We start from the raw sequence: 21,404 nt of genomic DNA, 5'->3' as shown, positions 1-21,404 counted from the left end.
GATATATCCCAATGGAGTATTGCTGATCCAGTGTGAAGAATGCTTAGGTTCTTAACATCACCCGTCGGATCAAGGAGGATCTCGTGCCGGTCGTCGCCGACGGCTACAAGCCCGTCAACTACGTCGAGACGCACACCTGGGCCGATCGGCTCGGGATGCCGGGGCCCTTGCGCTGGGGCTTCGTCGGCCTGCTGATCTTCATGATCGGCGACGGCGTCGAGTCCGGTTACCTGGCGCTCTTCCTGGAGAAGGACCGTGGCATCGACGCGACCAACGTCGCGGTCATGATCACTGTCTATGGGGTTGCGGCCGGTGTGGCGGCGTGGGCTTCCGGCGCACTGTCGGACCTGTTCGGCCCGCGCAAAGTGATGTGGGGCGGTCTATCGATCTGGGTCGTCTTCCAAGTCCTACTGCTCGGGATTGCGCTACCGATCAACAACTACCCGCTGATGCTGGTCACCTACGGTTTCCGGGGGCTCGGCTACCCACTGTTCGCCTACGGTTTCCTGGTCTGGATCGCGGCATCCACACCGCAGAACCGCCTCGGCAGCGCCGTCGGCTGGTACTGGTTCGCGTTCACAGGTGGTCTGCCCACCCTCGGCGCACTGTTGGCAAGCGTGTCGATACCTCTCGTCGGATCCTTGGCGACGCTGTGGCTTGCGCTGGGCATCGTCACGGCCGGCGGGTTGTTCGTATTGCTCGCGGTGCACGAACGCACCGGCTTCTCTCGACTGGCGCCACCGGAGCAAAAGCCGATGGCCACACTGGCGGCCAGCCTGACCATTCTCTACCAGCGTCCCAAGATCGGCGCTGGAGCATTCGTCCGCGCGGTCAACACCTCATCTCAGTACGGCTTTCTCGTCGCCCTACCGGTGTTCTTCACCGACACAATCGGATTTTCACGCCCGGACTGGCTCCATATCGTGTTTGTGATGTTCCTCAGCAACATCATCTTCAACCTTGCCTTCGGCATCATCGGCGACAGAGTCGGCTGGCGCCAGACGGTCACCTGGTTCGGGGGAATCGGCTGCGCGATAGCGACGCTCTCCATGTACTACGTGCCCCTTGCAGTCGGGCCGAACATGTTGGTCTGCATGCTGGTCAGCGTCTTCTACGGCGCTGTGCTAGCCGGGTTCGTGCCGTTGTCCGCGCTGATGCCGTCACTTGCACCGGATGCAAAAGGCGCCGCAATGTCGGCGCTCAACTTCGGCGCCGGAATCTCGGCGTTCCTCGGCCCACTAGTGGTCGCTGTTTGCCTCAAACCGTTCGGGCTAGCAGCAGTCATGTGGGTCTACGCCGTGTTGTATCTGATCGCCGCGGTACTGGCGTGGAATCTGAAGCTGCCCAAGGACGTCGAGGCCGGGATGGTGGCCGAACGCGCCGAGCAGGGCAGCCCGATCGGGCGGCTCGCCGGCCTTGCCGGTGGCAGCCTGCTCGGCCACCCGCCCGCGATGCGGGTTCCTCGGGAGGACGACGACGTCGACCTGGTGCTGTTCGACCTCGGCGGCACGATCTACGACGACGACTGTTACGCGAAGGCGCTGTGGGCGGCGGTGCACGAGATCAACCCGTCCGCCGAGGAGCACGACTTCTGGGCGACCTACGACGCGCAGCGCGACCGGAACTCGGGGTCGCTGCGCACCGCCGTCGCCGACGCGTTCGCCGGCGGTGACCGGGCGCTGCTGAGCGAGACGGCGGCACGGCACTGGGACTACCCGACCGACGCGCTCTACCCGGACGTCGCGCCGACGCTCGCCGCGCTGTCCACCCACTACAAGCTCGGGCTGGTCGCCAACAGCAGGGAGAACGTGCTGGACGCCATGGCCAGGGACGGCATCGCCCAGTACATCTCGGTGATCGCGCTGGCGCCGAGGGTCGGCTTCGAGAAGCCCGATCCGCGCATCTTCCAGCACGCCTTGACCGAGGCGGGGATCCTGCCGTCCCGCGCGGTGTTCGTCGGTAATCGGCTCGACACCGACATCCGGCCTGCCCGATCGTTGGGCATGCGCACCGTGTGGATGTTGCGCGGCGAAGCACCTCCGGCGCCGACCGCCACCCAGCTCGACGAGCCCGACGCGGTCATCACCTCGCTCATCGGCCTGCCACTCGTGCTGAACCGCCTGGCCGGCGTCCGGCCCGCTCCGGCCGAGCTGGCAGCTCGTTAGGAGCACGCCGTGTCCGTCATCAGCGTCGACGCCGGAACAACCATGATCAAGGCCGTCGGGTACGACGGCGACGGGGTCGAGTCGTGTGTGGTCCGGCAGGAGACGACCCTGGCCAGACGCCAGGCAGGCTGGGTCGAGCAGGACATGGCGGAGGTGTGGAATGCGGTCGTGCACGCCGTGCGCACCGTGGTCGCCGAGCTGGACGAACCGCCGGACTACCTTGCGCTGACCGCGCAGGGTGACGGCTGCTGGCTGGTCGACAACCTGGGCAGGCCCACCGGGCCGGCGATCCTGTGGAACGACGGCAGAGCCGCGGCGATCGTCGAGCAGTGGCGGTCGGACGGGCTGTTGGAGGACGCGTTCCGGGTCAACGGCTCGATGGGGTTCGCCGGGTTGCCGCACGCGATCCTCACCTGGCTGCGGCGCTACAACCCCGATCGGTTGCGCCGCAGTTCGGCGGCGCTGACCTGCGGCGGCTGGCTGTTCTCGAAGCTGACCGGGCGGGTCGGGGTCGACTCCTCGGATGCGGCGGCGCCGTTCGTCGATCCGAGGACCGGTGAGTACTCCACCATGCTGCTGCAGCGGTTCGACATGGCGTGGGCCCGGTCGCTGCTGCCCGAGATCCTCGACGGGCGGCGCCGGGTCGCCGAGCTGAGCGCGGTGGCCGCCGCGCAGCTGGGCGTGCCGGAGGGCACGGCGGTGGTGCTGTCCTCGTACGACATCGCGTCGACGTCGGTCGGCTGCGGTGCCGTCGAGCCCGGTCAGGCGTGCAGCATCCTCGGCACCACGCTGTGCACCGAGATGGTGATCGACTCCGCGGCCCTGGACGCCGCGCTGGCCGGTCCGCCGGCCGGGCTGACCATTCCGCTCGGCGTCCCGGATCGGATGCTGCGGGCGCTGCCGACTCTCGCGGGCGGCGAGGTGATCCAGTGGGCCTGCCGGATGCTGGGGCTGGACAGCCCCGGCGATCTGGGCGAGCTGGCGCGCGAGGTACCTCCGGGTGCCGGCGGTCTGTCCTTCCTGCCGTACCTGTCGCCCGCCGGTGAACGCGCCCCGTTCCTGAACGATGCCGCGCGCGGCTCGCTCATGGGCCTGTCCTTCGAGCACACCCGGTCGCACGTGGCGCGGGCGGTGTTGGAAGGGTTGACCCTGGTGATCGCCGACTGCCTGGCCACGTCCACCGTGGCGCCCACCGAGCTGCGGGTCTGCGGCGGCGGCGCGGCGAGCGCGACGTGGTGCCAGCTGATCGCGGACATCACCGGCGTCCCGACGTCGCGGTCGTCGGACAGCGAAATCGGGGCGCGCGGCGCGATGGTCCTCGGCGCGACGTACACCCGGGCCAGCCCGGATGTGTCCAGCGCGGTCGGCCGGTACGTGACCGTGCGCGACACGTTCGCGCCCGACGCCGAGGCCCACGCCGAGTACACCGAGCTCTATCGGGACTTCCTGGCGCTGCGCGAGATCGCGGGCGAAGGCTGGCCCCGGCTGGCCCGGATGCGCACGCGCGCGCCGAGCCTCACCTCGGCCGGCCCCATCCCGGCGCTGCGCCCCGCCGAGCTGGCCCGCGAGGAGGGCTACCGGGTCCGCCCGAACCAGCAGACCGTCACCCACCCGACGCAACCGGATCGGAGAGCACCATGACGCAGCGGGTCTGGGTCGGGATCGACCTGGGCACCCAGAGTGTGCGCACGCTGGCGGTGTCCGCGACCGGCGAAATCCTCGGATCGGGGACCGCGAAGCTGGCGAGCAACCGCGACGGCGCCCGGCACTCGCAGGACCCGGCGACCTGGTGGCAGGCAGTCCGGTCGTCCTGCGGCTCCGCGCTGGGCTCGCTCGCGGGTGCCGACGTCGCCGGGGTGTCGGTCGACGGCACGTCCGGCACGGTGCTACTGGTCGACCCGGCGGACGGGCGCCCGCTGACCCCGGGCCTGATGTACGACGACACGCGCGCGGCCGGTCACGTCGACCGGGTCAACGAGGTCGGCGCGACGGTCTGGGCGAGCCTCGGCTACCGCAGGATGCAGCCCGCCTGGGCGCTGCCGAAGCTGCTGTGGCTGCTCGGTGAACATCCCGAGCTGGCCGCGCCGGGCCGTGCGCGGCTCGCACACCAGGCGGACTTCATCAACAACGCGCTGGTCGGACGGCCGGTCGCCACGGATCTGTCCAACGCACTGAAGACCGGCGCCGATCTGATCAACGAGAGCTGGCCGACCGACGTCCTGGACACGCTCGGCGTCCCGGCGCGGCTGCTGCCCGAGCTCGTCCGGCCAGGGACACAGATCGGCACCGTGTGCGCCGACGCCGCCTCGGTGACCGGCCTCCCGGAGGGCACCCCGGTGATCTCCGGCTGCACCGACGGTTGCGCGGCCCAGCTCGGCGCCGGTGCGCTCGCCGTGGGCAGCTGGAACTCGGTGCTGGGCACGACACTCGTACTCAAGGGCGTCACGTCCGAGCTGCTGACCGACCCGCTCGGCGTCGTGTACTCGCACAAGTCCCCGGACGGCCGCTGGCTGCCCGGCGGCGCGTCCGGTACCGGCGCGGGTGCGATCAGCCGCCGGTTCCCGGACCGCGACCTCGATGAGCTGGGCTCGCGCGCGTCGGACTTCGAGCCGGCCGGTGTGCTCGCCTACCCGCTGGCCTCGGCGCGCGGGGAGCGGTTCCCGTTCGTCGCGCCGGACGCCGAGGCGTTCGTCCTGGGCACCCCGCGCGACGACCACGAGCTGTACGCCGCGATGCTGCAGGGCATCAGCTACGTCGAGCGGCTGTGCTTCGACTACCTGGCCTCGCTGGGTGCGCCGGTCGACGGGGACCTGCTGCTCACCGGCGGTGGCACCCGCAGCCGGTACTGGTGCCAGCTGCGCGCGGACGTGCTCGGGCGTCCGGTGAAGCTGCCGACCAGTGCGGAGCCCGCGCTCGGCATGGCGCTGCTGGCCGCGACCCCGGGCCGGGTGCCCGCCGAGGTCGCCGCCGAGATGGTCCGCATCGGCGACGTCATCGACCCGCGAACCGACGTCGCGGGCCGCTTCACCGAGCCCTACCTGCGGCTGGTCGACGAGCTCGCGGGCCGGGGCTGGCTGCCCGGCCAGGTCGCGGAGCAGGTCCATGCCACTACGAGGAGATGATCGATGACCAGGCTGGTACTGGTGAGGCACGGCGAGACGGTGTGGCACGCCGACAACCGGTATGCCGGAACCACCGATGTCGAGCTCACCGAGCACGGCCTCGAACAGGCCCGGCAGCTCGCCGACTGGGCCAAGAGCGCGGGGCTTGCCGCCATCTGGTGCTCACCGCTGAGCCGGGCGCGGCGCACCGCCGAGGCCTGCGCGGAGGCGACCGGCATGGACTGCCAGGTCGACGAGCGGTTACGCGAGCTGAACTTCGGTCGGGCCGAGGGCCTGACCACGGCCGACATGCGCGGCCGGTTCCCGGTGGAGCTGGCCGCCTTCCAGAACGACCCGGTCGCCCACCACCTGCCCGACGGCGAGCACCCTGCCTCGGCGGCCGAACGCTTCATCGACTGCCTGGACGACATCGCGGCGCACCACCCGGACGGACGGGTGTTGGTCGTCGCGCACACCACGGCCATCCGGCTGGCGCTGTGCTCGCTCATCGGCGTGGCCCTGTCGGAGTACCGCCGTCTGTTCCCCTTCGTCCGCAACTGCGGGATCACCGAGATCCGCGTCGAACCGGGCGACCCGACCGCTCTCCTGCAGTTCAACACGCCGATCATCTCCGGAGAACCCACATGACCATCCGCATCCTCGCCGCCGGTGACCATTTCGTGCTGAGCCGCCTGTTCGTCGAAGCGATTCGGGCCGAGGTCGATCAGGAGGTCGAGTTCGCCGAGCTGACGTTGCCGTGGCCGATCGAGCCGTTCGGCCGGGTCGGCGAGGTCGACGAGGCGTCCGGCACCGAGGACGAGCTGATCGCCGCGCTCGACGGTGCCCAGATCTGTGTGACGCAGCTGGCCGGGCTCACCGAGAAGGTCCTGCAGGCGTCACCGTCGCTGAAGCTGTTCGGCATCAGCCGGGGCGGCCCGGTCAACGCCAACATCGAGGCCGCGACCCGGCACGGTGTCGCGGTGACGTTCGCACCCGGGCGCAATGCCGTCGCCACCGCGGAGCACACCATGGCGGTGATGCTCTCCGCGATGCGCCGCATCCCGGCGACCCACGCCGAGCTGCGCGGCGGGGTGTGGCGCGGCGACCTGTACCAGTACCAGGAGGTCGGCCCGGAGCTGGAGAACTCCTACGTCGGCCTGATCGGCTACGGCGCGATCGGCAGCCGCGTCGCGCGGATGGTCGCCGGGTTCGGCGCGAAGGTGCTGGTCCACGACCCGTATCTGAAACCGGGGGCGTTGGACGGGATCGCCGAGCAGGTCGAGCTGGACGACCTGCTGCGCCGGTCCGCCGTCGTGTCACTGCACGCGCGGGTCAGCGAGGAGACCAAGGGCATGATCGGCCGGGAACAGATCGCCGCGATGCCGCCGGGCGCGGTGCTGGTCAACTGCGCGCGCGGAGCACTGGTCGACTACGACGCGGTGTGCGACGCACTGGACTCCGGGCACCTGTTCGGCGCCGGCTTCGACGTGTTCCCCGAAGAGCCCATCCCGGCCGGCTCCCGTCTGCTGACCACGCCGAACATCGTGATGACCCCGCACCTGGCCGGTGCGAGCAAACAGACCGCGGCGAAGGCGGCCACGATCCTGGCGGCCGACGTGGCCCGCTTCCTACGCGGCGAACCACCCCTGCACTGCGCCAACCCGGAGGCCCTCAGCCCTTCGTGAGTGTTGAGTGCGGCTATAGCCACACTCAACACTCACGAGGTCAGTTGTCGTCGCCGAAGTAGCCGTACTCGCCGTAGTTGTTCCGGGAGCTGGGTGAGTCGGGGTCGGCGCGGTGCCAGTCGCCCTTGCTGTCCTGCTCGGCGTGTTCCCAGTTGCCGTTCGAGCCGCACAGCTCGGCGGAACCGTCCGGGTTGGGTTTGACGTCGCCGAACGAACACTTCGGGCGTTCCTTCTTCGGCTCGGCCTCGCTGGACGCCCTGTCCTTCTCGTCCTTGTCCTTGGCCGCGTCCGGCTTCGCGGCGTCGGGCTTCGCGGTCGTGGTGGGCTTCGGGGTGGCAGTGGGCTTGACGCTCGGCTTCGGCTTGGCGTTGCTGGTGGCCGGCGGCAACGGGGCAGGCGGCGGCTCGACACCCGACGGGGCGGCCGGTCCGACGAACCCGCCGTCACCCTGCGTGGATGTCGACTCCACACCGGGCGGCGGCGCAGTCGCCTCGTCCGCCCCGAAACGCCCGGCGAGCAGGACCGCGATGCCGATACCCAGGCCGACACCCAGCACACCGAGGGTGACGACGGTCAGGACCATCGTCGTGCGCTCGCGGACCCGGAACCAGACCAGCGCGACCACCGCGGTCAGCACGATCAGGAACCCCATCGCGATGAGCCGCACCGGCGCGACGAACAACCCACCGGCACCGACGACCGCCAGTGCCAGCAGCACGATGCCGACGATCGGCTTCGGTCGCTGAACCGGAGCCTCGCTCGGCGGTAGGTTGAAGACTGAGTCCGGATAAGTCAATGTGGGTGACCCTCTGACGCCGGTCGCTCAACGGCAAGAGCAACCCCCGGGAGCAGTGTCGCCCACCGCGTCACTGTCGTTACCTTGGGGGGTCGACTATCAACCGACCGTGAAGATCGCCAGATTCGTGACACACAGTAATCAGACCGACGTGGGTTCGCTGCCCCAGAGCGTCCGGTAGTACGCGGTGCGTTCGGCGTCCGGTTCGATGCCGTACGCGTCGAGCAGCAGGTTCTCCCAGCCGGGGCCGTAGTTCCACACGGTGCTCCAGGTGGCGATCGCCAGGTCCGCCCAGCGGTCGCCGACACCCAGTGCGCCGAGGTCGACGTGACCGCTGCAGCGCCCGTCGGCACCGATCAGCGTGTTCGGCGCGCAGCTGTCACCGTGGCACACCACCGGCTCGTCGATCGTCGGCGGCGCCGGGGTGCCGGGTGTCCAGCCCTCCTCCGGTTGCCACCGGAACGGGCAGTCCGTGACCGGGAGCGCGTCGTGGAAGGCCCGCAGGCCAGCACCGATCGCCGCGACGGCCACCGCCGGCCGACTCTTCCACGGTTCGCTGACCGCGTTCTCCCCGGTCAGCGCCTCGGTGAGCATCCACGTACCGTCGTCGTCCGAGCCGAGCTCCAGCACCCGAGGTACCGGCGTGAAGGCGCTCGCCCACCGCAGCCGGTCCGCTTCGCCCGCCAGGTCGATCGGGCTGTCACCGGCCGGCATCCATTTGACGAACCGTCCGCCGGTGCTCGTGACCAGCTCGAACGTCAGACCGCCCGCCTCGTTGAGCCACACTGGCCTGGTCTCGTCCGTGCCGGCCAGCCGTCGCACGCTCGATGGGACGTGGACGTCTGCTGGCACTCCAGAGAACACAAGATTCAGTTTACGAGTCGGCAGCTACCGGGTTCCGTCCAGCTCGAACGTGCATCGGCCGTAGCGGACGCCGTTGACCTGCAGCTCGATGGCGTGCTCGCCGGGGTAGTAGCGCCGGGTGCTGATCGGCCGGAACGAATGGGTCTTGCCGACCGTCACCTCGGCGCCCGGGTCGAGCGTGCGGGTGGCGAGTTTGAAGACCTTCGGCGCGAGCGTCGCGTTGGCCTTGCGGTGGTGGACGACGTAGTCGATGACGAGCGTGACGGCCTGCGTCCCGTGGTTGCGCACCGTGGCGTCGAACCGCAGCTCACCGCCCTCGGGCACGGCCGTCCCGCCCAGCCGCAGCTCGCCGACCTCGACATCGGCCGGCGGTCCGAAACCCAGCAGCAGCAACGCCTCCGGGTCACCTGCTTTGACCAGGGTGCGCAGCGCGTGTCGCACGAGCGAGGCGGTGTTGTCGTCCGGGTCGGCCAGCCACCGCCGCGCGGTCGCGGCGACCAGCTCGGGGTCCGCGCGGCTGATGTCGTTGAGGTGGTTCGCCACCGAGCGCCGCACGTACGGCGACGGGTCCCGGTACAGCGCGTCCAGCACCTCGAGAGCGGGCCGTTCCATGATCGCCGGTACCCGCCGCGCCCAGGGCAGCCGGGGCCGTGTGCCTTCGCTCGCCAGCCTGCGTACGTGTTCGTCGTGGTGCTTCGTCCAGGTGTGGACGACGGTGAGCGTGCGGTCGAGGTCGCTGTCCAGGAACGTGCGGATGGCGAACTCACCGGTCAGCCTCGGGGTGAGCCGGGCGAGCAGCTCAAGGCCGCCCTCCAGCTCGTCGGCTTCGACGGACAGCACCGCGAGCGCCTCGGTGACCGGCCAGATCATCCAGCCGGTGAACCCGGCCTGGTTCAACGCCCGATCCACGATCGCCACGAACGGCAGGTACCCACCCGGCAGATCGGTCAGCAGTGCGTCCCGGACCGCGCGGGCCCGCTCGGACAGCGTCTGTCCGTCCAACGAGTCCGCCACCCGCCGAAGCTCGACCGGCTCCTGCCCCGGCGCGGCGACGGCCAGACAGTCGATCAGCTCCCGCACCACCGAGGCGCCGAGCAACTCGTCAGCAGTAGGCATGAGGTGATCATCCCTGAGTGGCTAGCGGGGGATGCTGCGGAGGTTGCTGCGGGCGAGTTCGATCATCTTGCCCACCCCGCCGTCCAGGACCGTCCTGGTCGCCGCGAGCGCGAAGCCCCGGACCTGGCTCGCGGTGATGTGCGGTGGGATGGACAGGGCGTTCGGGTCGGTGCGCACGTCGACCAGGTACGGGCCGGGGCTCTGCAGGGCGGTGCGCAGCGCCTTCGGTAGGTCGGCCGGGTCGTCGACCGCGACCGACGGGATGCCGGCGGCCCTGCCGATGCCGGCCAGGTCGGCGACGCCGTGGTCGGTCTCGAACGACGGGTATCCGGCGACCATCATCTCCAGCCGGATCATGCCGAGCGAACCGTTGTTGAACGCCACGATCTTGACCGGCAGGTCGTGCTCGGCGACGGTGAGCAGCTCGCCGAGCAGCATGGTCAGCCCGCCGTCGCCGGACATCGACACGACCTGGCGACCCGGCTCGGCGAACGCCGCCCCGATCGCGTGCGGCAGTGCGTTGGCCATGGTGCCGTGCCGGAACGAACCGATGATCCGGCGCCGCCCGGTCGGGGTCAGGTAGCGCGCCGCCCACACGTTGCACATGCCGGTGTCGACCGTGATGATCGCGTCGTCGTCGAGCGCCTCGTCGAGCAGCGCCGCCACGTACTCCGGGTGCACCGGCCGCAGCTTCTCGACCCGCTCGGTGTAGGCCGACACGACCTTCTCTAGCACCGAGGCGTGCTTACGCAGCATGCGGTCGAGGAAGCCGCGGTCCGACTTCTGCTGCACCAACGGCAGCACGGCACGCAGCGTGGCCCCGACGTCGCCCTCGACGCCGAGGTCGAGCAGCGTGCGTCTGCCCAGGTGAGAGGCATCGCGATCGACCTGCACGGTGCGGGCCTGCGGCAGGAACGTGTCGTACGGGAAGTCGGTGCCGAGCAGGATCAGCAGGTCGGACTCGTGCGTCGCCTCGTAACAGGCGCCGTAGCCGAGCAGGCCGCTCATGCCGACGTCGTACGGGTTGTCGTACTGGATCCACTCCTTGCCGCCGAGCGAATGCCCGATCGGCGAGTGGACCTTCCCGGCCAGCTCCAGGACCTCGTCGCGGGCATCGCGGATCCCGGCGCCGACGAACAGCGTGACCGTGCCGGCCGCGTTGATCTTCTCGGCGAGCGCGGTCACCTTGTCCGGGTGCGGCTGCCCGACCGACCGGGCCACGACCAGGTCGGTGTGCCCGGTCGGGTGCGCAGCCGGCTCACCGCCGAGGTCGCCGGGAAGCACCAGGACGCCGACACCCCCTCGGGCGAGCGCGGTCTGCATCGCGATGCGCTGCATACGAGGAAGCTGCTCGGGCCGTGAGACCAGCTCGCAGTAGGCGCTGCATTCCAGAAACAGCTGCTGCGGGTGGGTCTCCTGGAAGTAGTTGGTGCCGATCTGGGTGGACGGGATGTGCGAGGCGATCGCCAGTACCGGGGCACCGCTGCGGTGCGCGTCGAAGAGCCCCTGCACCAGGTGGGTGTTGCCCGGCCCGCAGCTGCCCGCGCACACCGCCAGCTGCCCGGTGAGCTGTGCCTCGGACGCGGCGGCGAGCGCGGCCGCCTCCTCGTTGTGGACGTGCACCCAGGTGATGTCCGGGTTGCGTCGGATCGCATCGGCCAGCGGGTTGAGACTGTCTCCCACCAGCCCGTACACCCGTCGAACGCCGGCCTGGACGAGCACCTCGATCATCTGATCGGCAACCGTGTAAGCCATACCTCGAAGGCTAGTGTGAAAGTAGGTGGGTCGGCCGCCTCAACTGAGAACCCCCACTCGCGGGAGGGACGGTGACCCGGTGGACCTACGGAAGCTGAGGTACTTCGTCGCCGTCGCCGAGCACCTGAACTTCGGGCGGGCCGCCGACGCGTTGCACATCGCCCAGCCGGTGCTGTCGCGCCAGATCCGGGCGTTCGAGGACGAGCTGAAGGTGCGGCTGTTCGAGCGGGACAAGCGGGGCACCGCGCTCACCCCGGCCGGCGAGCAGCTGCTGGCCGACGCGGTGCATCTGCTGGCCGAAGCCGACGCGGTAGCTCGCAGAGCGCGGCGCGCCGCGCGGGGTGCACGCACGTTCGCCGTGGGGTTCATGCCGGGGCTGATCGTGACCGGACCGGTGCGCGCGCTGCGTGCCCGGCATCCCGAGCTGACCGTCGAGGTGCTGCGCACCGGCTGGGACACACAGGTCGAGGTGCTGCGCGACGGCCGGGTCGACGTCAGCTACGTCCGGTTGCCCGTCGAGCCGCGAGGATTGGGCATCCGGCCGCTGCTGCGCGAACCCCGGACGGTCGTCGTGCCCGCCGAGCACCGCCTGGCAGGGAAGGAGTCGGTCAGCATCAACGATCTCGCCGACGAACACCTGATCCAGCCGCCGGACGTGGTGCCGGAGTGGCGGGACATCGCCACCGAACTGCGGTCACCGGCGGCGAGCCCGCCGGTTCCGGTGCGCAGCGTCGAGGAGAAGCTGGAACTGGTCGCGGCCGGGCAGGGTGTCGTGGTGCTGCCCGAGTCGACCGCCGCGTTCTACCGCAGGCCCGATGTGAGCAGCGTGCTGATCACCGACATCGGGCCGAGCCAGGTCGCGATCGTCTGGGAGCAGTCCCGGCGCGACGCGCTGATCGACGAGTTCGTGGAGCTCGCCGTCGCTGATACCGCTGAGGTATCAGGAACGCCGTAAAGGGTCTTGGACGGCGCACCCGGTCCCGGCGGATCGTCGAGAGTGTTGATCCCTCGACGAAAGGTCCTCGTGATGCAGGTATTCGTGACCGGCGGCTCCGGCTACATCGGACGCGCCACACTCGCGGCGCTGCGCCGCCACGGCATCGCGGCGAGCGCACTGGTCCGCACGGACCGGTCCGCCGAGATCGTCGCCGGGCTGGGCGCGACGCCGGTCCTCGGCACGCTCACCGACGCCGAGGTCCTCACCGGGGCCGCGCGCGCCTCGGACGGGGTGATCCACCTCGGTCAGGCCGCCGAGGCCGACGGCGCGGACATCGACCGGACCGCGTCCGAGGCGATGCAGGCCGGGCTCGGCGACCGGGGCGCGTACGTGCACACCGGCGGCACCTGGGTGTACGGCGACACCGACGGCGTGGTCGACGAGGACGCTCCGCAGGCGCCGCCCGCGCTGGTGGCCTGGCGGGCGGCGAACGAGAAGCTGGTGCTGGAGCGCCCCGGCCGCCCGGTCCTGGTCATGCCCGGCCTGGTCTACGGCAAGTCGGGAGGCCTGCTCGAGACGTTCTACCTGTCGGCGGCACGCGGCGGGGGCGCGGTGCCGTGTGTGGGTGACGGCGGCAACCACTGGTCCACGGTGCACGTCGACGACATCGCCGAGCTGTACGTGCTCGCGCTGCACGCACCCGCCGGCTCCGTCTACGCCGGGGTGGCCGAGGGCTACCCGACCCAGGCCGAGGTGCTGACCGCGGCGGCCCGCGAGGCCGGCCTGCCCGAGACCCTCACCCACCTGTCGCTGCCGGAGGCGGTAGCCCTCATGGGCCCGATAGCGGAGGCATTCCACCTGGACCAGCAGGTAACCGGCGCCCGAGCCCGAACCGCCCTGCCCTGGCTCCCTCCCTCGTGAGTGATGAGGCCGTCTACCCCGAAGGGGCGCGAAGCGTAGCCGGTCTACGCACTCACGACAGCTCTTCCGTCGTGAGTGCGTAGACCGGCTATAGGCGGCCTCAGCACTCACGAGGACCCCGGGACTGTGCACTCCGAGCTGCGTGCAGCCCTGACGTGCTGATCCGCTCGTACCCGGCTTTCGTGAGTGGCAAGTGGTCCTATAGCAACCCTGGGCACTCACGACACGCTTTTCGTCGTGAGTGCCCAGGGTTGCTACGCCTTCGGCGCCCCTTCGGGGTAGGACCACTTGCCACTCACGGGGGGAGGAGGGCGCGGACCTCGTCGGCGCTGGTGGCAGCCAGGGCCGACGTCGCCAGGGTGCGGGCCTCGGAGCGGTTCACGCCGCGCACCGCCTGCTTGACCGAGGGGACGGCCCTCGGGGTCACCGAGAGCTTGTCCACCCCGAGACCCAGCAGCAGCGCGGTGGCCTGCTCGTCGGCGGCGAGCTCGCCGCACACCGAGACCGGGGTGCCCGGGCCGGACGCCCGGCACACCTGGTCGATGAGCTTCAGCACACCGGGGTCGAGCGGGTCGCCGAGGGCGGCGACGGCGTCGTTGCCCCGTTCGGACGCCAGCGTGTACTGGGTGAGGTCGTTCGTGCCGATGCTGAAGAAGTCGACGTGCGGCACGAACGCGGCGGCCTTCAGCGCGGTGGCCGGGACCTCGACCATGATGCCGACCCGCAGCTCAGCGGGTTCGCCCCGGCCGACCTGCTTGATCGCGTCGTCGAGCAGCCGGCGCGCGCCGAACAGCTCGTCGAGGGTGCTGACCATCGGGAACATCAGGTCGATCGGTGCGTCGTGCGCCACCCGGACGATGGCGAGCAGCTGCTCGGTGAGCAGCTCCGGCCGGGCCAGCGACAACCGCAGGCCGCGCAGCCCGAGGAACGGGTTGGCCTCGGCGGGCATCGGCAGGTACCCGAGTGGCTTGTCGCCACCGACGTCGAGCGTGCGCAGGGTGATCCGCCTGCCGTTCAGCGCCGCCGCGATCTCCCGGTACGTGGCCTCCTGCTCTTCCGAGTCGGGCGCCTGCTCCCGGTCGAGGAACAGGAACTCGGTACGGACCAGCCCGGCGAAGTCGGCGCCGTCCGTGCTGGCCAGCCGCGCGTCCCGAACCGACCCGATGTTGGCGCCGACCGGAATCTCGACGCCGTCGCTGGTCAGGGCTGCCGAGGTGGCCCGCACCCGCGCCTGCCGTTCCCGCTTCGCCAGTGCGGCGGCACGGTCCAGGAACCCGTCGCGGGTCTTCGGATCCGGGTTGACGATCAGCTCGCCGCGCGCGCCGTCCACCGCGAGCGGCGTGCCCTCCTCGATGTCGAGGACCTTGGCCCCGGCGGCGACGACCGCGGGGATGCCGAGCGCGCGCAGCAGGATCGCACTGTGCGCGGTGGGGCTGCCGTAGGCGAGCACCACGGCGGCCACCCGGTTGCGGTCCAGCCCGGCCGCCTCGGCCGGGGTCAGGTCGGCCGCGACCAGCACGCCGTCCCGATCGATCGTCGGCACCGGTGTGGCCTCTTCGCCGAGCAGCGCACGAAGCACCTGTTCACCGACCGCGTCGACGTCCGCCGCCCTCGCCCGCAGGTAGGGATCGGCGAGCGCGGCCAGCTCGTCGTGCACCTCGACGACGGCGGCCGACCAGGCGCCCGGCGCGGCCTGGCCGCTGTCGATGCGCCGACGGGCGCCCTGCACCAGCTCGGGGTCCTCCAGCAGCGCGAGGTGCGCGTCGAAGATCGCCGCGTCGCTCTTGCCGATCTCCCGCGCGGTGCGTTCCCGCACCTGTTCGATCTCCCCGCGCGTCGCTTCGAGGGCCTGCTCGACGCGCTGCCATTCGACCTCCGGCGTTTCGGCCGGCTGGTCGGGCACGGCGATCGGCGCCCGGTGCGCCGAGGGCAGCCACGCCGGGCCGATCCCGAGACCGGGCGAGGCACCGATCGGCCGCCGCGCGCCGACCGCGCACACCGACTGCTCGTTGGTCGGATAGTCGGCCACCCCGCGTCCGCCGATCGCGTCCTGGCCGGGGGTCTCGTCGAAGTTGCGTCCGGCCAGCTCGACCAGCTGCTCGATCGCCGCGTCTGCCTGCCGGCCCCTGGCCCTGACCTGCAGCTCGTGGCCGCACAGGACACCGAGCGTTGCCAGCTTCGACAGGCTCACCGCCGACACCCAGCGCGATCCGGTCGTCCCGTTGCGCAGCTGGACCTCCGCGTCGACACCGCGCAGCTGGCTCGCCAACCGCGAGGCCGGCCGGGCGTGCAGGCCGTGCGGGTTCGCCACGGTGAACGACCCGGTCGCGGGGAACTCCGGCGTCTCGTCCTCGGAGGGCGCCTGGGCCTGCTCCGCGCCGAGCTGCGCGATCTTGCCGGCGAGCCCGCTGACCGCTTCGGCGGCGACCTCGGCCCGCGTGGCACCGCCCGCGGCGCTGACCGAGGCGACGACCAGCCCCTCCACCAGCGGCGCCGGGCACAGCACCGCTCGTTCCCGGACGTCCGGCTCGACCAGCTCCAGCGCGAGCTCGGCGGACAGCACCGCGCTGCCCATGTCCATCAACACGACGACGCCGGCACCGGCCGATGCGGTGTCCGCTGCCGTGACCGCCTCGGCGATCGCGGCGGCGTCGGTGCCGAACGTGGTGTCGTCCAGACCAGCGGCGACCTCGAGGGGCACCGACTGGCCGTGCAGCATCTCACCGGCCAACGCCACCGCGGCATCGGCCAGTGCTCTGCTGTGGGAGACGACGACGATCCCGACCACTGTCTCGCTCAACCTTTCGTCGACGTCGAAGTCAGAGCCGAGGTCGCCGAGATCAGCAGCGCTGCCGATGTCGCACCCGGATCCTGGTGCCCGACGCTGCGTTCGCCGAGGTAGCTGGCCCGGCCCTTGCGTGCGACCAGGTCCTTCGTTGCGTCCCGCCCGCGCGCGGCGGCGTCCGCCGCGTCGCTCAATGCCTCCGTCAGGGGCTTGCCGGCGCCGAGCGCGTCGTCCAGCGCATCGACGGCGGGCGCCAACGCGTCGTACATCGTCTTGTCACCAGCCTCGGCCTTGCCCCTGGCGACCACACCGTCCAGCCCGGCACGCAGCGCCTTGGCGAAGGCGGGCCCGTCGAGTGAGTCGACCGGCCCCGCCGCGGTGGCCATCCGCAGGAAGAACGTGCCGTACAGCGGGCCGCTGGCGCCGCCGACCGCACTGATCATCGTCGTCGCGACCTTCTTGAACAGGGCGCCGACATCCGGCAGCTCCGCGCCGTCCAGCGCGGCGATCACCGCCGACATGCCGCGATCCATGTTCGTCCCGTGGTCGGCGTCGCCGATCGCCGAGTCGAGCTGGATCAGGTGCTGCTTGTGCTCACCGACCAGCCTGGCGAACTCGTCCAGCCAGCGGCCCAGTGCCGCAACGTCCACTGCGTCCATCTCCGTCATCACACCCCCCAGCGCAGCGCCGGTGTGTGCACCGGCGCATCCCACAACCGGACCATCTCGTCGTCCATCTTCAGCAGGGTGACCGAGCATCCGGCCATCTCCAGGCTCGTGATGTACGGGCCCACCAGCGACCTGGCGATCCGTACACCGGCCTTGTCCAGGATGGCCTGGACCTCCGCGTACATCAGGTACAGCTCGAGCATCGACGTGCCACCGAGCCCGTTGACGAAGGCCAGCACGCCGCCGTCGCCGGTGAAGTCGAGGTCGGCGAGGATCGGCTCGAGCAGCTGCTCGGCGACCTCCTTCGCGGGCGCCAACGGCACCCGGCGCCTGCCGGGCTCACCGTGGATACCGACGCCCATCTCCATCTCGTCGTCCGACAGCTCGAACGTCGGCCGGCCGGCGGCGGGCACGACACACGAGGTCAGCGCGACACCCATGCTCCTGCTGTGCGCGTTGACCCGGTTCGCGACCGCGACGACCTCGACCAGTGAGCGGCCCTCGGCGGCAGCGGCACCGGCGATCTTCTCGACCAGCACGGTGCCGCCGACACCTCGCCTGCCCGCCGTGTAGGTGCTGTCCTGCACCGCGACGTCGTCGTTGGTGATCACCACGGCGACCTCGACGTCGGTCTCGGCGGCGGCCAGCTCGGCTGCCAGCTCGAAGTTCATCACGTCGCCGGTGTAGTTCTTGACGATGTGCAGCACGCCCGCGCCGCCGTCGACCTTCTTGGTCGCCTCGACGATCTGGTCCGGGACCGGGGAGGTGAACACCTCACCCGCGCAGGCCGCGTCCAGCATGCCGGCGCCGACGAACCCGCCGTGCAGTGGCTCGTGACCGGACCCGCCGCCGGAGAGCAGCCCGACCTTCCCGCGCACCGGTGCATCGGCCCGATGAACGATCTTGTTCTGGTGGTCGACCGCCAGCTCGGGGTGTGCCGCCGCCATTCCGCGCAGCGCGTCGGCGACGACATCGGCCGGGTCGTTGATGAGCTTCTTCATGCTGGTCTCCGGTCAGGAGCGTCACTGCTCCACAGTTGGTCCACAGTTGCTCCCGGTGTTCAGACTGACTGAGGGTTGGGCTGGCTGCTAGGTATCCAGAAGCTACGCCGAATTTTTCGGAAAGTCATTCGACATTGTCGAACGAGTCAGGACGATACAGCGCTATGATCCGAGGCACAAGCGAACCGACGAAGGGCAAGCAGTGATCCAGGCAGTGGACCGCGCGGTGCGTATCCTGACGGCCCTGCAGGGCGCACGGCGGATGAGTCTCGGTGAGATCGCCACCGAGCTGGACCTGGCCCCGTCGACCGTGCACGGCATCATCCGCACGCTGCTGCAGCACGGCATGGTCGCCCAGGAGCGCGATTCCGGGCGGTACCGGCTCGGCCCGGCGACGCTGCGGCTGGGCAACGTGTACCTGCACACCCTGGAGCTGCGGTCCCGGGTGATCAGCTGGAGCGAGGACCTGGCCAAACGCACCGGCTGCGCGGTCCGCGCCGGCGTGCTGCTGCTGGGCGAGGTCGTCGTCGTGCACCACGAGCCCCGGCCGGACGGCACGCGGCAGATGCCCGAGGTCGGCATCGTCATCCCGGCGCACGCCTGCGCGCTGGGCAAGGCACTCGTCGCGTACGCGCACGTGGAGGAGACCCTGGCCGCCGGGTTACGCAGCATGACCGGCGACACGATCACCCAGCCCGCCGCGCTGCTCGCCGAGATCGACGAGGTCAAGCGCACCGGGCTGGCCACCGAGGTCGAGGAGGCGGTGATCGGCGAGTGCGGTGTCGCCGCCCCGCTCGTAGACGCGAGCGGCATGGTGCCCGGCGCGCTGAGCCTCGTCGTCCCGACCAGCCGCTGGCCGCTCGCCGACTCGGACATCGAGGCGCTGCGCGACGCCGCCCGGTCCATCTCCCACGAGCTCGGCGCACCGAGCTGGCCCCCGATCTACTCGGCCGACTCGGCGGCGAGCGCCTGATGGCGGCCGAGTCGAGGGTGGGCCTCGGGCTCGCCGCGCTGGCCCGTCCCGCATACATCAACTCCGGCCGCGAGCACGACCTCGGCGAGCAGCGCGACGTCGAGCAGCTGCGGATGCGCAGCATCACCGTGCTGGACGAGGCGTACGCGGCCGGCGTCCGCTATCTGGACGTGGCCCGTTCCTACGGCAGGGCCGAGGAGTTCCTCGCCGACTGGCTGGCCAGGCGCCCGGAGATCGACGACGTCACGATCGGCTCGAAGTGGGGCTACCGCTACGTCGGCGAATGGCGCATGGACGCGTCCGTGCACGAGGTGAAGGACCATTCGCTCGCCGCGTTCACCGAGCAGTACCCACTGACCAGGAAGCTGCTCGGCGAGCGGCTGGACATCTACCACGTGCATTCGGCGACGCTGGAGACCGGCGTGCTCGACGACGCCGCGCTGCACCGCGCTCTGGCGCAGCTGCGCGACAGCGGAGTGCGGATCGGGCTGTCCACGTCCGGCCCACGCCAGTCCGACACCGTGCGCAGGGCACTCGACGTCGAGGTCGGCGGGCAGCCGCTGTTCACCTCGGTCCAGTCCACCTGGAACGTCCTGGAGACCTCGGTCGGCGCCGCGCTGGCCGAGGCCGCCGACGCGGGCGCGCTGGTGATCGTCAAGGAGCCGGTGGCCAACGGGCGGCTCGCGCCCGGTGGCGTCGACGACTCGCCCGGCTCCCGTCGCGCGGCCGAGCTGGCGGAGGACCTGGGTATCGGCGTCGACCAGCTGGCCATCGCTGCCGCGCTGGCCCAGCCCTGGGCCTGGCGCGTCCTGTCCGGCGCGGTCACCTCGGCACAGCTCGACAGCAACATCGGAGCCGAGCCGCTCGCCCTGTCGACCGACACCCTGGCAGCCGTAGCCGACCTCGCGGAACCCCCCGAGGCCTACTGGTCAACCCGCTCCCACCGCACCTGGTCCTGACCCCACCCCACCCCCGACCCGCCCCTACCGCACTCTCCCACTGGCACGAATGTGGCTTTAGGGACGTTGAACGTCCCTAAAGCCACATTCGTGTCGGACGGGGCCGGGAGTGAGCGTCAGGGACGGCGGGATGTGGGGGTGCGGCGTTACGGTGGCTGGCATGAGTGCGGCAACGACGACTGACAGGAACTCCGCGAGCATCGACCCGGTCGGCGCCGTGCCGAAGCAGCTGTTCATCGGCGGCGAGTGGCGCGACGCGACGGGCGGCGGCCAGATGACGGTGAGCAACCCGGCGACCGGCGAGACGCTGTGCAGCATCGCCGACGCGACACCCGCCGACGGCCAAGCGGCCGCCGACGCCGCGGCGGCCGCGCAGCGCGACTGGGCGCGCGTCGCGCCCCGCGAGCGCAGCCTGATCCTGCGCCGCACCCACGAGCTGCTGCTGGAACGGGTCGACGAGCTGGCGCTGCTGATGACCCTGGAGATGGGCAAGCCGCTGCCGGACGCGCGCGGCGAGGTCGCCTACGCCGCCGAGTTCTTCCGGTGGTTCTCCGAGGAGGCGGTGCGCATCGAGGGTGACCTGTCGGTGCTGCCGAACGGCAAGACCCGCCAGATGGTGATCCGCCAGCCGGTCGGGCCGTGCCTGCTGATCACGCCGTGGAACTTTCCGCTCGCCATGGGCGCCCGCAAGATCGCCCCGGCGATCGCGGCCGGCTGCACGATGGTCCTCAAGCCCGCGCCGCAGACCCCGTTGTCGAGCCTCGCGCTGGCGACCGTGCTGACCGAAGCCGGGCTGCCGCCGGGTGTGGTCAACATCGTGACGACGACCGACGCGGGCGGGCTGACCGAGCCGCTGCTGCGCGGCGGGGTCATCCGGAAGATGTCGTTCACCGGGTCCACCCAGGTCGGGCGCCTGCTGCTCAACCAGAGCGCCGACACGGTGCTGCGCACCTCGATGGAGCTGGGCGGCAACGCACCGCTCATCGTCTTCGACGACGCCGACCTGGACGTCGCGGTCGACGGCGCGATGGCCGCGAAGATGCGCAACATGGGCGAGGCGTGCACCGCGGCGAACCGGATGTTCGTGCACCGCTCGGTGTACGACGAGTTCGCGCGGCGGTTCACCGAACGCATGACGGCACTCAAGGTCGGCCCGGGCACCGCGCAGGGTGTCGACGTCGGGCCGCTGATCGACGAGGCGGGACGCTCCAAGGTCCAGACGCTCGTCGACGACGCGGTCGGCAGGGGCGCCGAAGTCCTCGCCGGCGGCAAGGCGCCCTCCGGCGACGGCTACTTCTACCCGCCGACAGTGCTGTCCGGCGTGTCCACCGACAGCCAGATGCTGACCACCGAGGTGTTCGGCCCGGTCGCGCCACTGATCCCGTTCGACGACGAGGACGAGGTCGTCGCGCTGGCGAACGACACCGAGTTCGGCCTGGTCGGCTACCTGTTCACCCGCGACTTCCAGCGCTCCATGCGGGTCAGCGAAGCACTCGAGGTCGGCATGGTCGGGCTGAACACCGGCATCGTGTCGGACCCTGCCGCGCCCTTCGGCGGGATCAAGCAGTCCGGCCTCGGCCGCGAGGGTGGCCGCGTCGGGATCGACGAGTTCCTCGAGATCAAGTACATCGCTGTTCCGGTTTAAGGGCCTCGGGGTGTTCTTTGCACATCCTCTTGT

At 70.8% G+C, this 21,404-nt stretch carries 17 protein-coding genes; 10 read left to right on the top strand and 7 right to left on the bottom strand.

The genetic code is table 11. The features are described 5' to 3' along the window. The first annotated feature begins 83 nt into the window (after positions 1–83). From G406_RS58600 to G406_RS0137180, 5 genes are read left to right on the top strand one after another with little or no spacing between them, the layout of a single operon-like run. Positions 84–2,165, top strand: coding sequence for an RbtT/DalT/CsbX family MFS transporter (locus tag G406_RS58600; protein WP_064743148.1), 2,082 nt, complete (start codon positions 84–86; stop codon positions 2,163–2,165). A 9-nt stretch (positions 2,166–2,174) separates the two neighbouring features. After that, positions 2,175–3,806 carry an FGGY-family carbohydrate kinase gene (locus G406_RS52205; protein ID WP_064743147.1) on the top strand — a complete coding sequence of 544 codons (1,632 nt, stop codon included), beginning with the start codon at positions 2,175–2,177 and terminating at the stop codon, positions 3,804–3,806. Continuing rightward, a complete protein-coding gene (locus tag G406_RS0137190; protein ID WP_028937785.1) occupies positions 3,803–5,287 on the top strand; it encodes an FGGY-family carbohydrate kinase in 1,485 nt (494 codons plus the stop codon). Before G406_RS52205 ends, G406_RS0137190 begins: the two co-directional genes overlap by 4 nt. Positions 5,288–5,290: 3 nt before the next feature. Further along, complete coding sequence (locus G406_RS0137185; RefSeq protein ID WP_028937784.1) at positions 5,291–5,914, top strand: histidine phosphatase family protein; 624 nt, start codon at positions 5,291–5,293, stop codon at positions 5,912–5,914. Between the two features lie 2 nt (positions 5,915–5,916). Continuing rightward, positions 5,917–6,951, top strand: coding sequence for a 2-hydroxyacid dehydrogenase (locus G406_RS0137180; RefSeq protein WP_211241396.1), 1,035 nt, complete (start codon positions 5,917–5,919; stop codon positions 6,949–6,951). Between the two features lie 40 nt (positions 6,952–6,991). On the opposite strand, the gene G406_RS0137175 is transcribed toward G406_RS0137180, so the two are convergent. The 4 genes from G406_RS0137175 to G406_RS0137160 all read right to left on the bottom strand — a co-directional run bounded on the left by G406_RS0137175 (position 6,992) and on the right by G406_RS0137160 (position 11,482). After that, positions 6,992–7,669, bottom strand: coding sequence for a hypothetical protein (locus G406_RS0137175; protein ID WP_156935355.1), 678 nt, complete (start codon positions 7,667–7,669; stop codon positions 6,992–6,994). Positions 7,670–7,888: 219 nt separating this feature from the next. Then, positions 7,889–8,599: an aminoglycoside 3'-phosphotransferase gene (locus G406_RS0137170; RefSeq protein WP_245607355.1), complete on the bottom strand. Its 711-nt coding sequence runs from the start codon at positions 8,597–8,599 to the stop codon at positions 7,889–7,891. A 36-nt stretch (positions 8,600–8,635) separates the two neighbouring features. Then, entirely contained in the window at positions 8,636–9,727 is a 1,092-nt protein-coding gene (locus tag G406_RS0137165) for a DNA alkylation repair protein (protein WP_028937780.1), read from the bottom strand. Positions 9,728–9,748: 21 nt separating this feature from the next. Further along, positions 9,749–11,482: a pyruvate dehydrogenase gene (locus G406_RS0137160; protein ID WP_028937779.1), complete on the bottom strand. Its 1,734-nt coding sequence runs from the start codon at positions 11,480–11,482 to the stop codon at positions 9,749–9,751. A 79-nt stretch (positions 11,483–11,561) separates the two neighbouring features. Between G406_RS0137160 and G406_RS0137155 the strand changes: the two genes are divergently transcribed. Together G406_RS0137155 and G406_RS0137150 are read left to right on the top strand one after the other, a co-directional pair. After that, positions 11,562–12,437, top strand: a complete 876-nt coding sequence (locus tag G406_RS0137155; RefSeq protein ID WP_028937778.1) for a LysR family transcriptional regulator — start codon at positions 11,562–11,564, stop codon at positions 12,435–12,437. A gap of 72 nt (positions 12,438–12,509) precedes the next feature. After that, positions 12,510–13,340, top strand: a complete 831-nt coding sequence (locus G406_RS0137150) for an NAD-dependent epimerase/dehydratase family protein (RefSeq protein ID WP_028937777.1) — start codon at positions 12,510–12,512, stop codon at positions 13,338–13,340. A gap of 295 nt (positions 13,341–13,635) precedes the next feature. Here the strand turns inward: G406_RS0137150 and ptsP are convergent, their stop codons facing one another. Genes ptsP through dhaK form a run of 3 tightly spaced genes read right to left on the bottom strand, consistent with a single transcriptional unit; the run spans position 13,636 to position 17,794 of the window. Continuing rightward, positions 13,636–16,140 (bottom strand): phosphoenolpyruvate--protein phosphotransferase, encoded by a 2,505-nt coding sequence (gene ptsP / locus G406_RS0137145; protein WP_245607354.1) that lies wholly within the window; start codon positions 16,138–16,140, stop codon positions 13,636–13,638. Next, entirely contained in the window at positions 16,137–16,784 is a 648-nt protein-coding gene (dhaL, locus tag G406_RS0137140) for a dihydroxyacetone kinase subunit DhaL (RefSeq protein ID WP_156935354.1), read from the bottom strand. The genes ptsP and dhaL overlap by 4 nt, the downstream gene beginning before the upstream one ends. Before the next feature lie 8 nt (positions 16,785–16,792). Beyond that, on the bottom strand, positions 16,793–17,794 hold the full coding sequence (gene dhaK, locus G406_RS0137135; protein ID WP_028937774.1) for a dihydroxyacetone kinase subunit DhaK: 1,002 nt from the start codon (positions 17,792–17,794) through the stop codon (positions 16,793–16,795). A 202-nt stretch (positions 17,795–17,996) separates the two neighbouring features. Here dhaK and G406_RS0137130 point away from each other — a divergent pair, with 202 nt between their 5' ends. The 3 genes from G406_RS0137130 to G406_RS0137120 all read left to right on the top strand — a co-directional run bounded on the left by G406_RS0137130 (position 17,997) and on the right by G406_RS0137120 (position 21,371). Next, on the top strand, positions 17,997–18,767 hold the full coding sequence (locus G406_RS0137130; protein ID WP_028937773.1) for an IclR family transcriptional regulator: 771 nt from the start codon (positions 17,997–17,999) through the stop codon (positions 18,765–18,767). Beyond that, the gene (locus tag G406_RS0137125; protein WP_028937772.1) at positions 18,767–19,726 is read left to right on the top strand and encodes an aldo/keto reductase; all 960 of its coding nucleotides are present in this window, start codon (positions 18,767–18,769) and stop codon (positions 19,724–19,726) included. The genes G406_RS0137130 and G406_RS0137125 overlap by 1 nt, the downstream gene beginning before the upstream one ends. 160 nt (positions 19,727–19,886) lie before the next feature. Beyond that, positions 19,887–21,371 (top strand): NAD-dependent succinate-semialdehyde dehydrogenase, encoded by a 1,485-nt coding sequence (locus G406_RS0137120; protein ID WP_051343204.1) that lies wholly within the window; start codon positions 19,887–19,889, stop codon positions 21,369–21,371. Positions 21,372–21,404 lie beyond the last annotated feature (33 nt).

The organism is Actinospineispora spinosispora DSM 44797 (assembly GCF_000429025.1).
GTDB lineage: Bacteria > Actinomycetota > Actinomycetes > Mycobacteriales > Pseudonocardiaceae > Pseudonocardia > Pseudonocardia spinosispora.
The sequence above is the reverse complement of the archived record's forward strand: the minus strand, read 5'-3'. Positions and strand labels throughout refer to the sequence as shown.

What these genes read in the sequence shown, in the direction of transcription:
- G406_RS0137160 (WP_028937779.1), bottom strand. Translation starts at nt 11,482, where the DNA reads ATGGCTTACACGGTTGCCGATCAGATGATCGAGGTGCTCGTCCAGGCC.
- G406_RS0137120 (WP_051343204.1), top strand. Translation starts at nt 19,887, where the DNA reads ATGAGTGCGGCAACGACGACTGACAGGAACTCCGCGAGCATCGACCCG.
- G406_RS0137150 (WP_028937777.1), top strand. Translation starts at nt 12,510, where the DNA reads ATGCAGGTATTCGTGACCGGCGGCTCCGGCTACATCGGACGCGCCACA.
- G406_RS0137165 (WP_028937780.1), bottom strand. Translation starts at nt 9,727, where the DNA reads ATGCCTACTGCTGACGAGTTGCTCGGCGCCTCGGTGGTGCGGGAGCTG.
- G406_RS0137125 (WP_028937772.1), top strand. Translation starts at nt 18,767, where the DNA reads ATGGCGGCCGAGTCGAGGGTGGGCCTCGGGCTCGCCGCGCTGGCCCGT.
- G406_RS0137185 (WP_028937784.1), top strand. Translation starts at nt 5,291, where the DNA reads ATGACCAGGCTGGTACTGGTGAGGCACGGCGAGACGGTGTGGCACGCC.
- dhaL (WP_156935354.1), bottom strand. Translation starts at nt 16,784, where the DNA reads ATGGACGCAGTGGACGTTGCGGCACTGGGCCGCTGGCTGGACGAGTTC.
- G406_RS0137190 (WP_028937785.1), top strand. Translation starts at nt 3,803, where the DNA reads ATGACGCAGCGGGTCTGGGTCGGGATCGACCTGGGCACCCAGAGTGTG.
- dhaK (WP_028937774.1), bottom strand. Translation starts at nt 17,794, where the DNA reads ATGAAGAAGCTCATCAACGACCCGGCCGATGTCGTCGCCGACGCGCTG.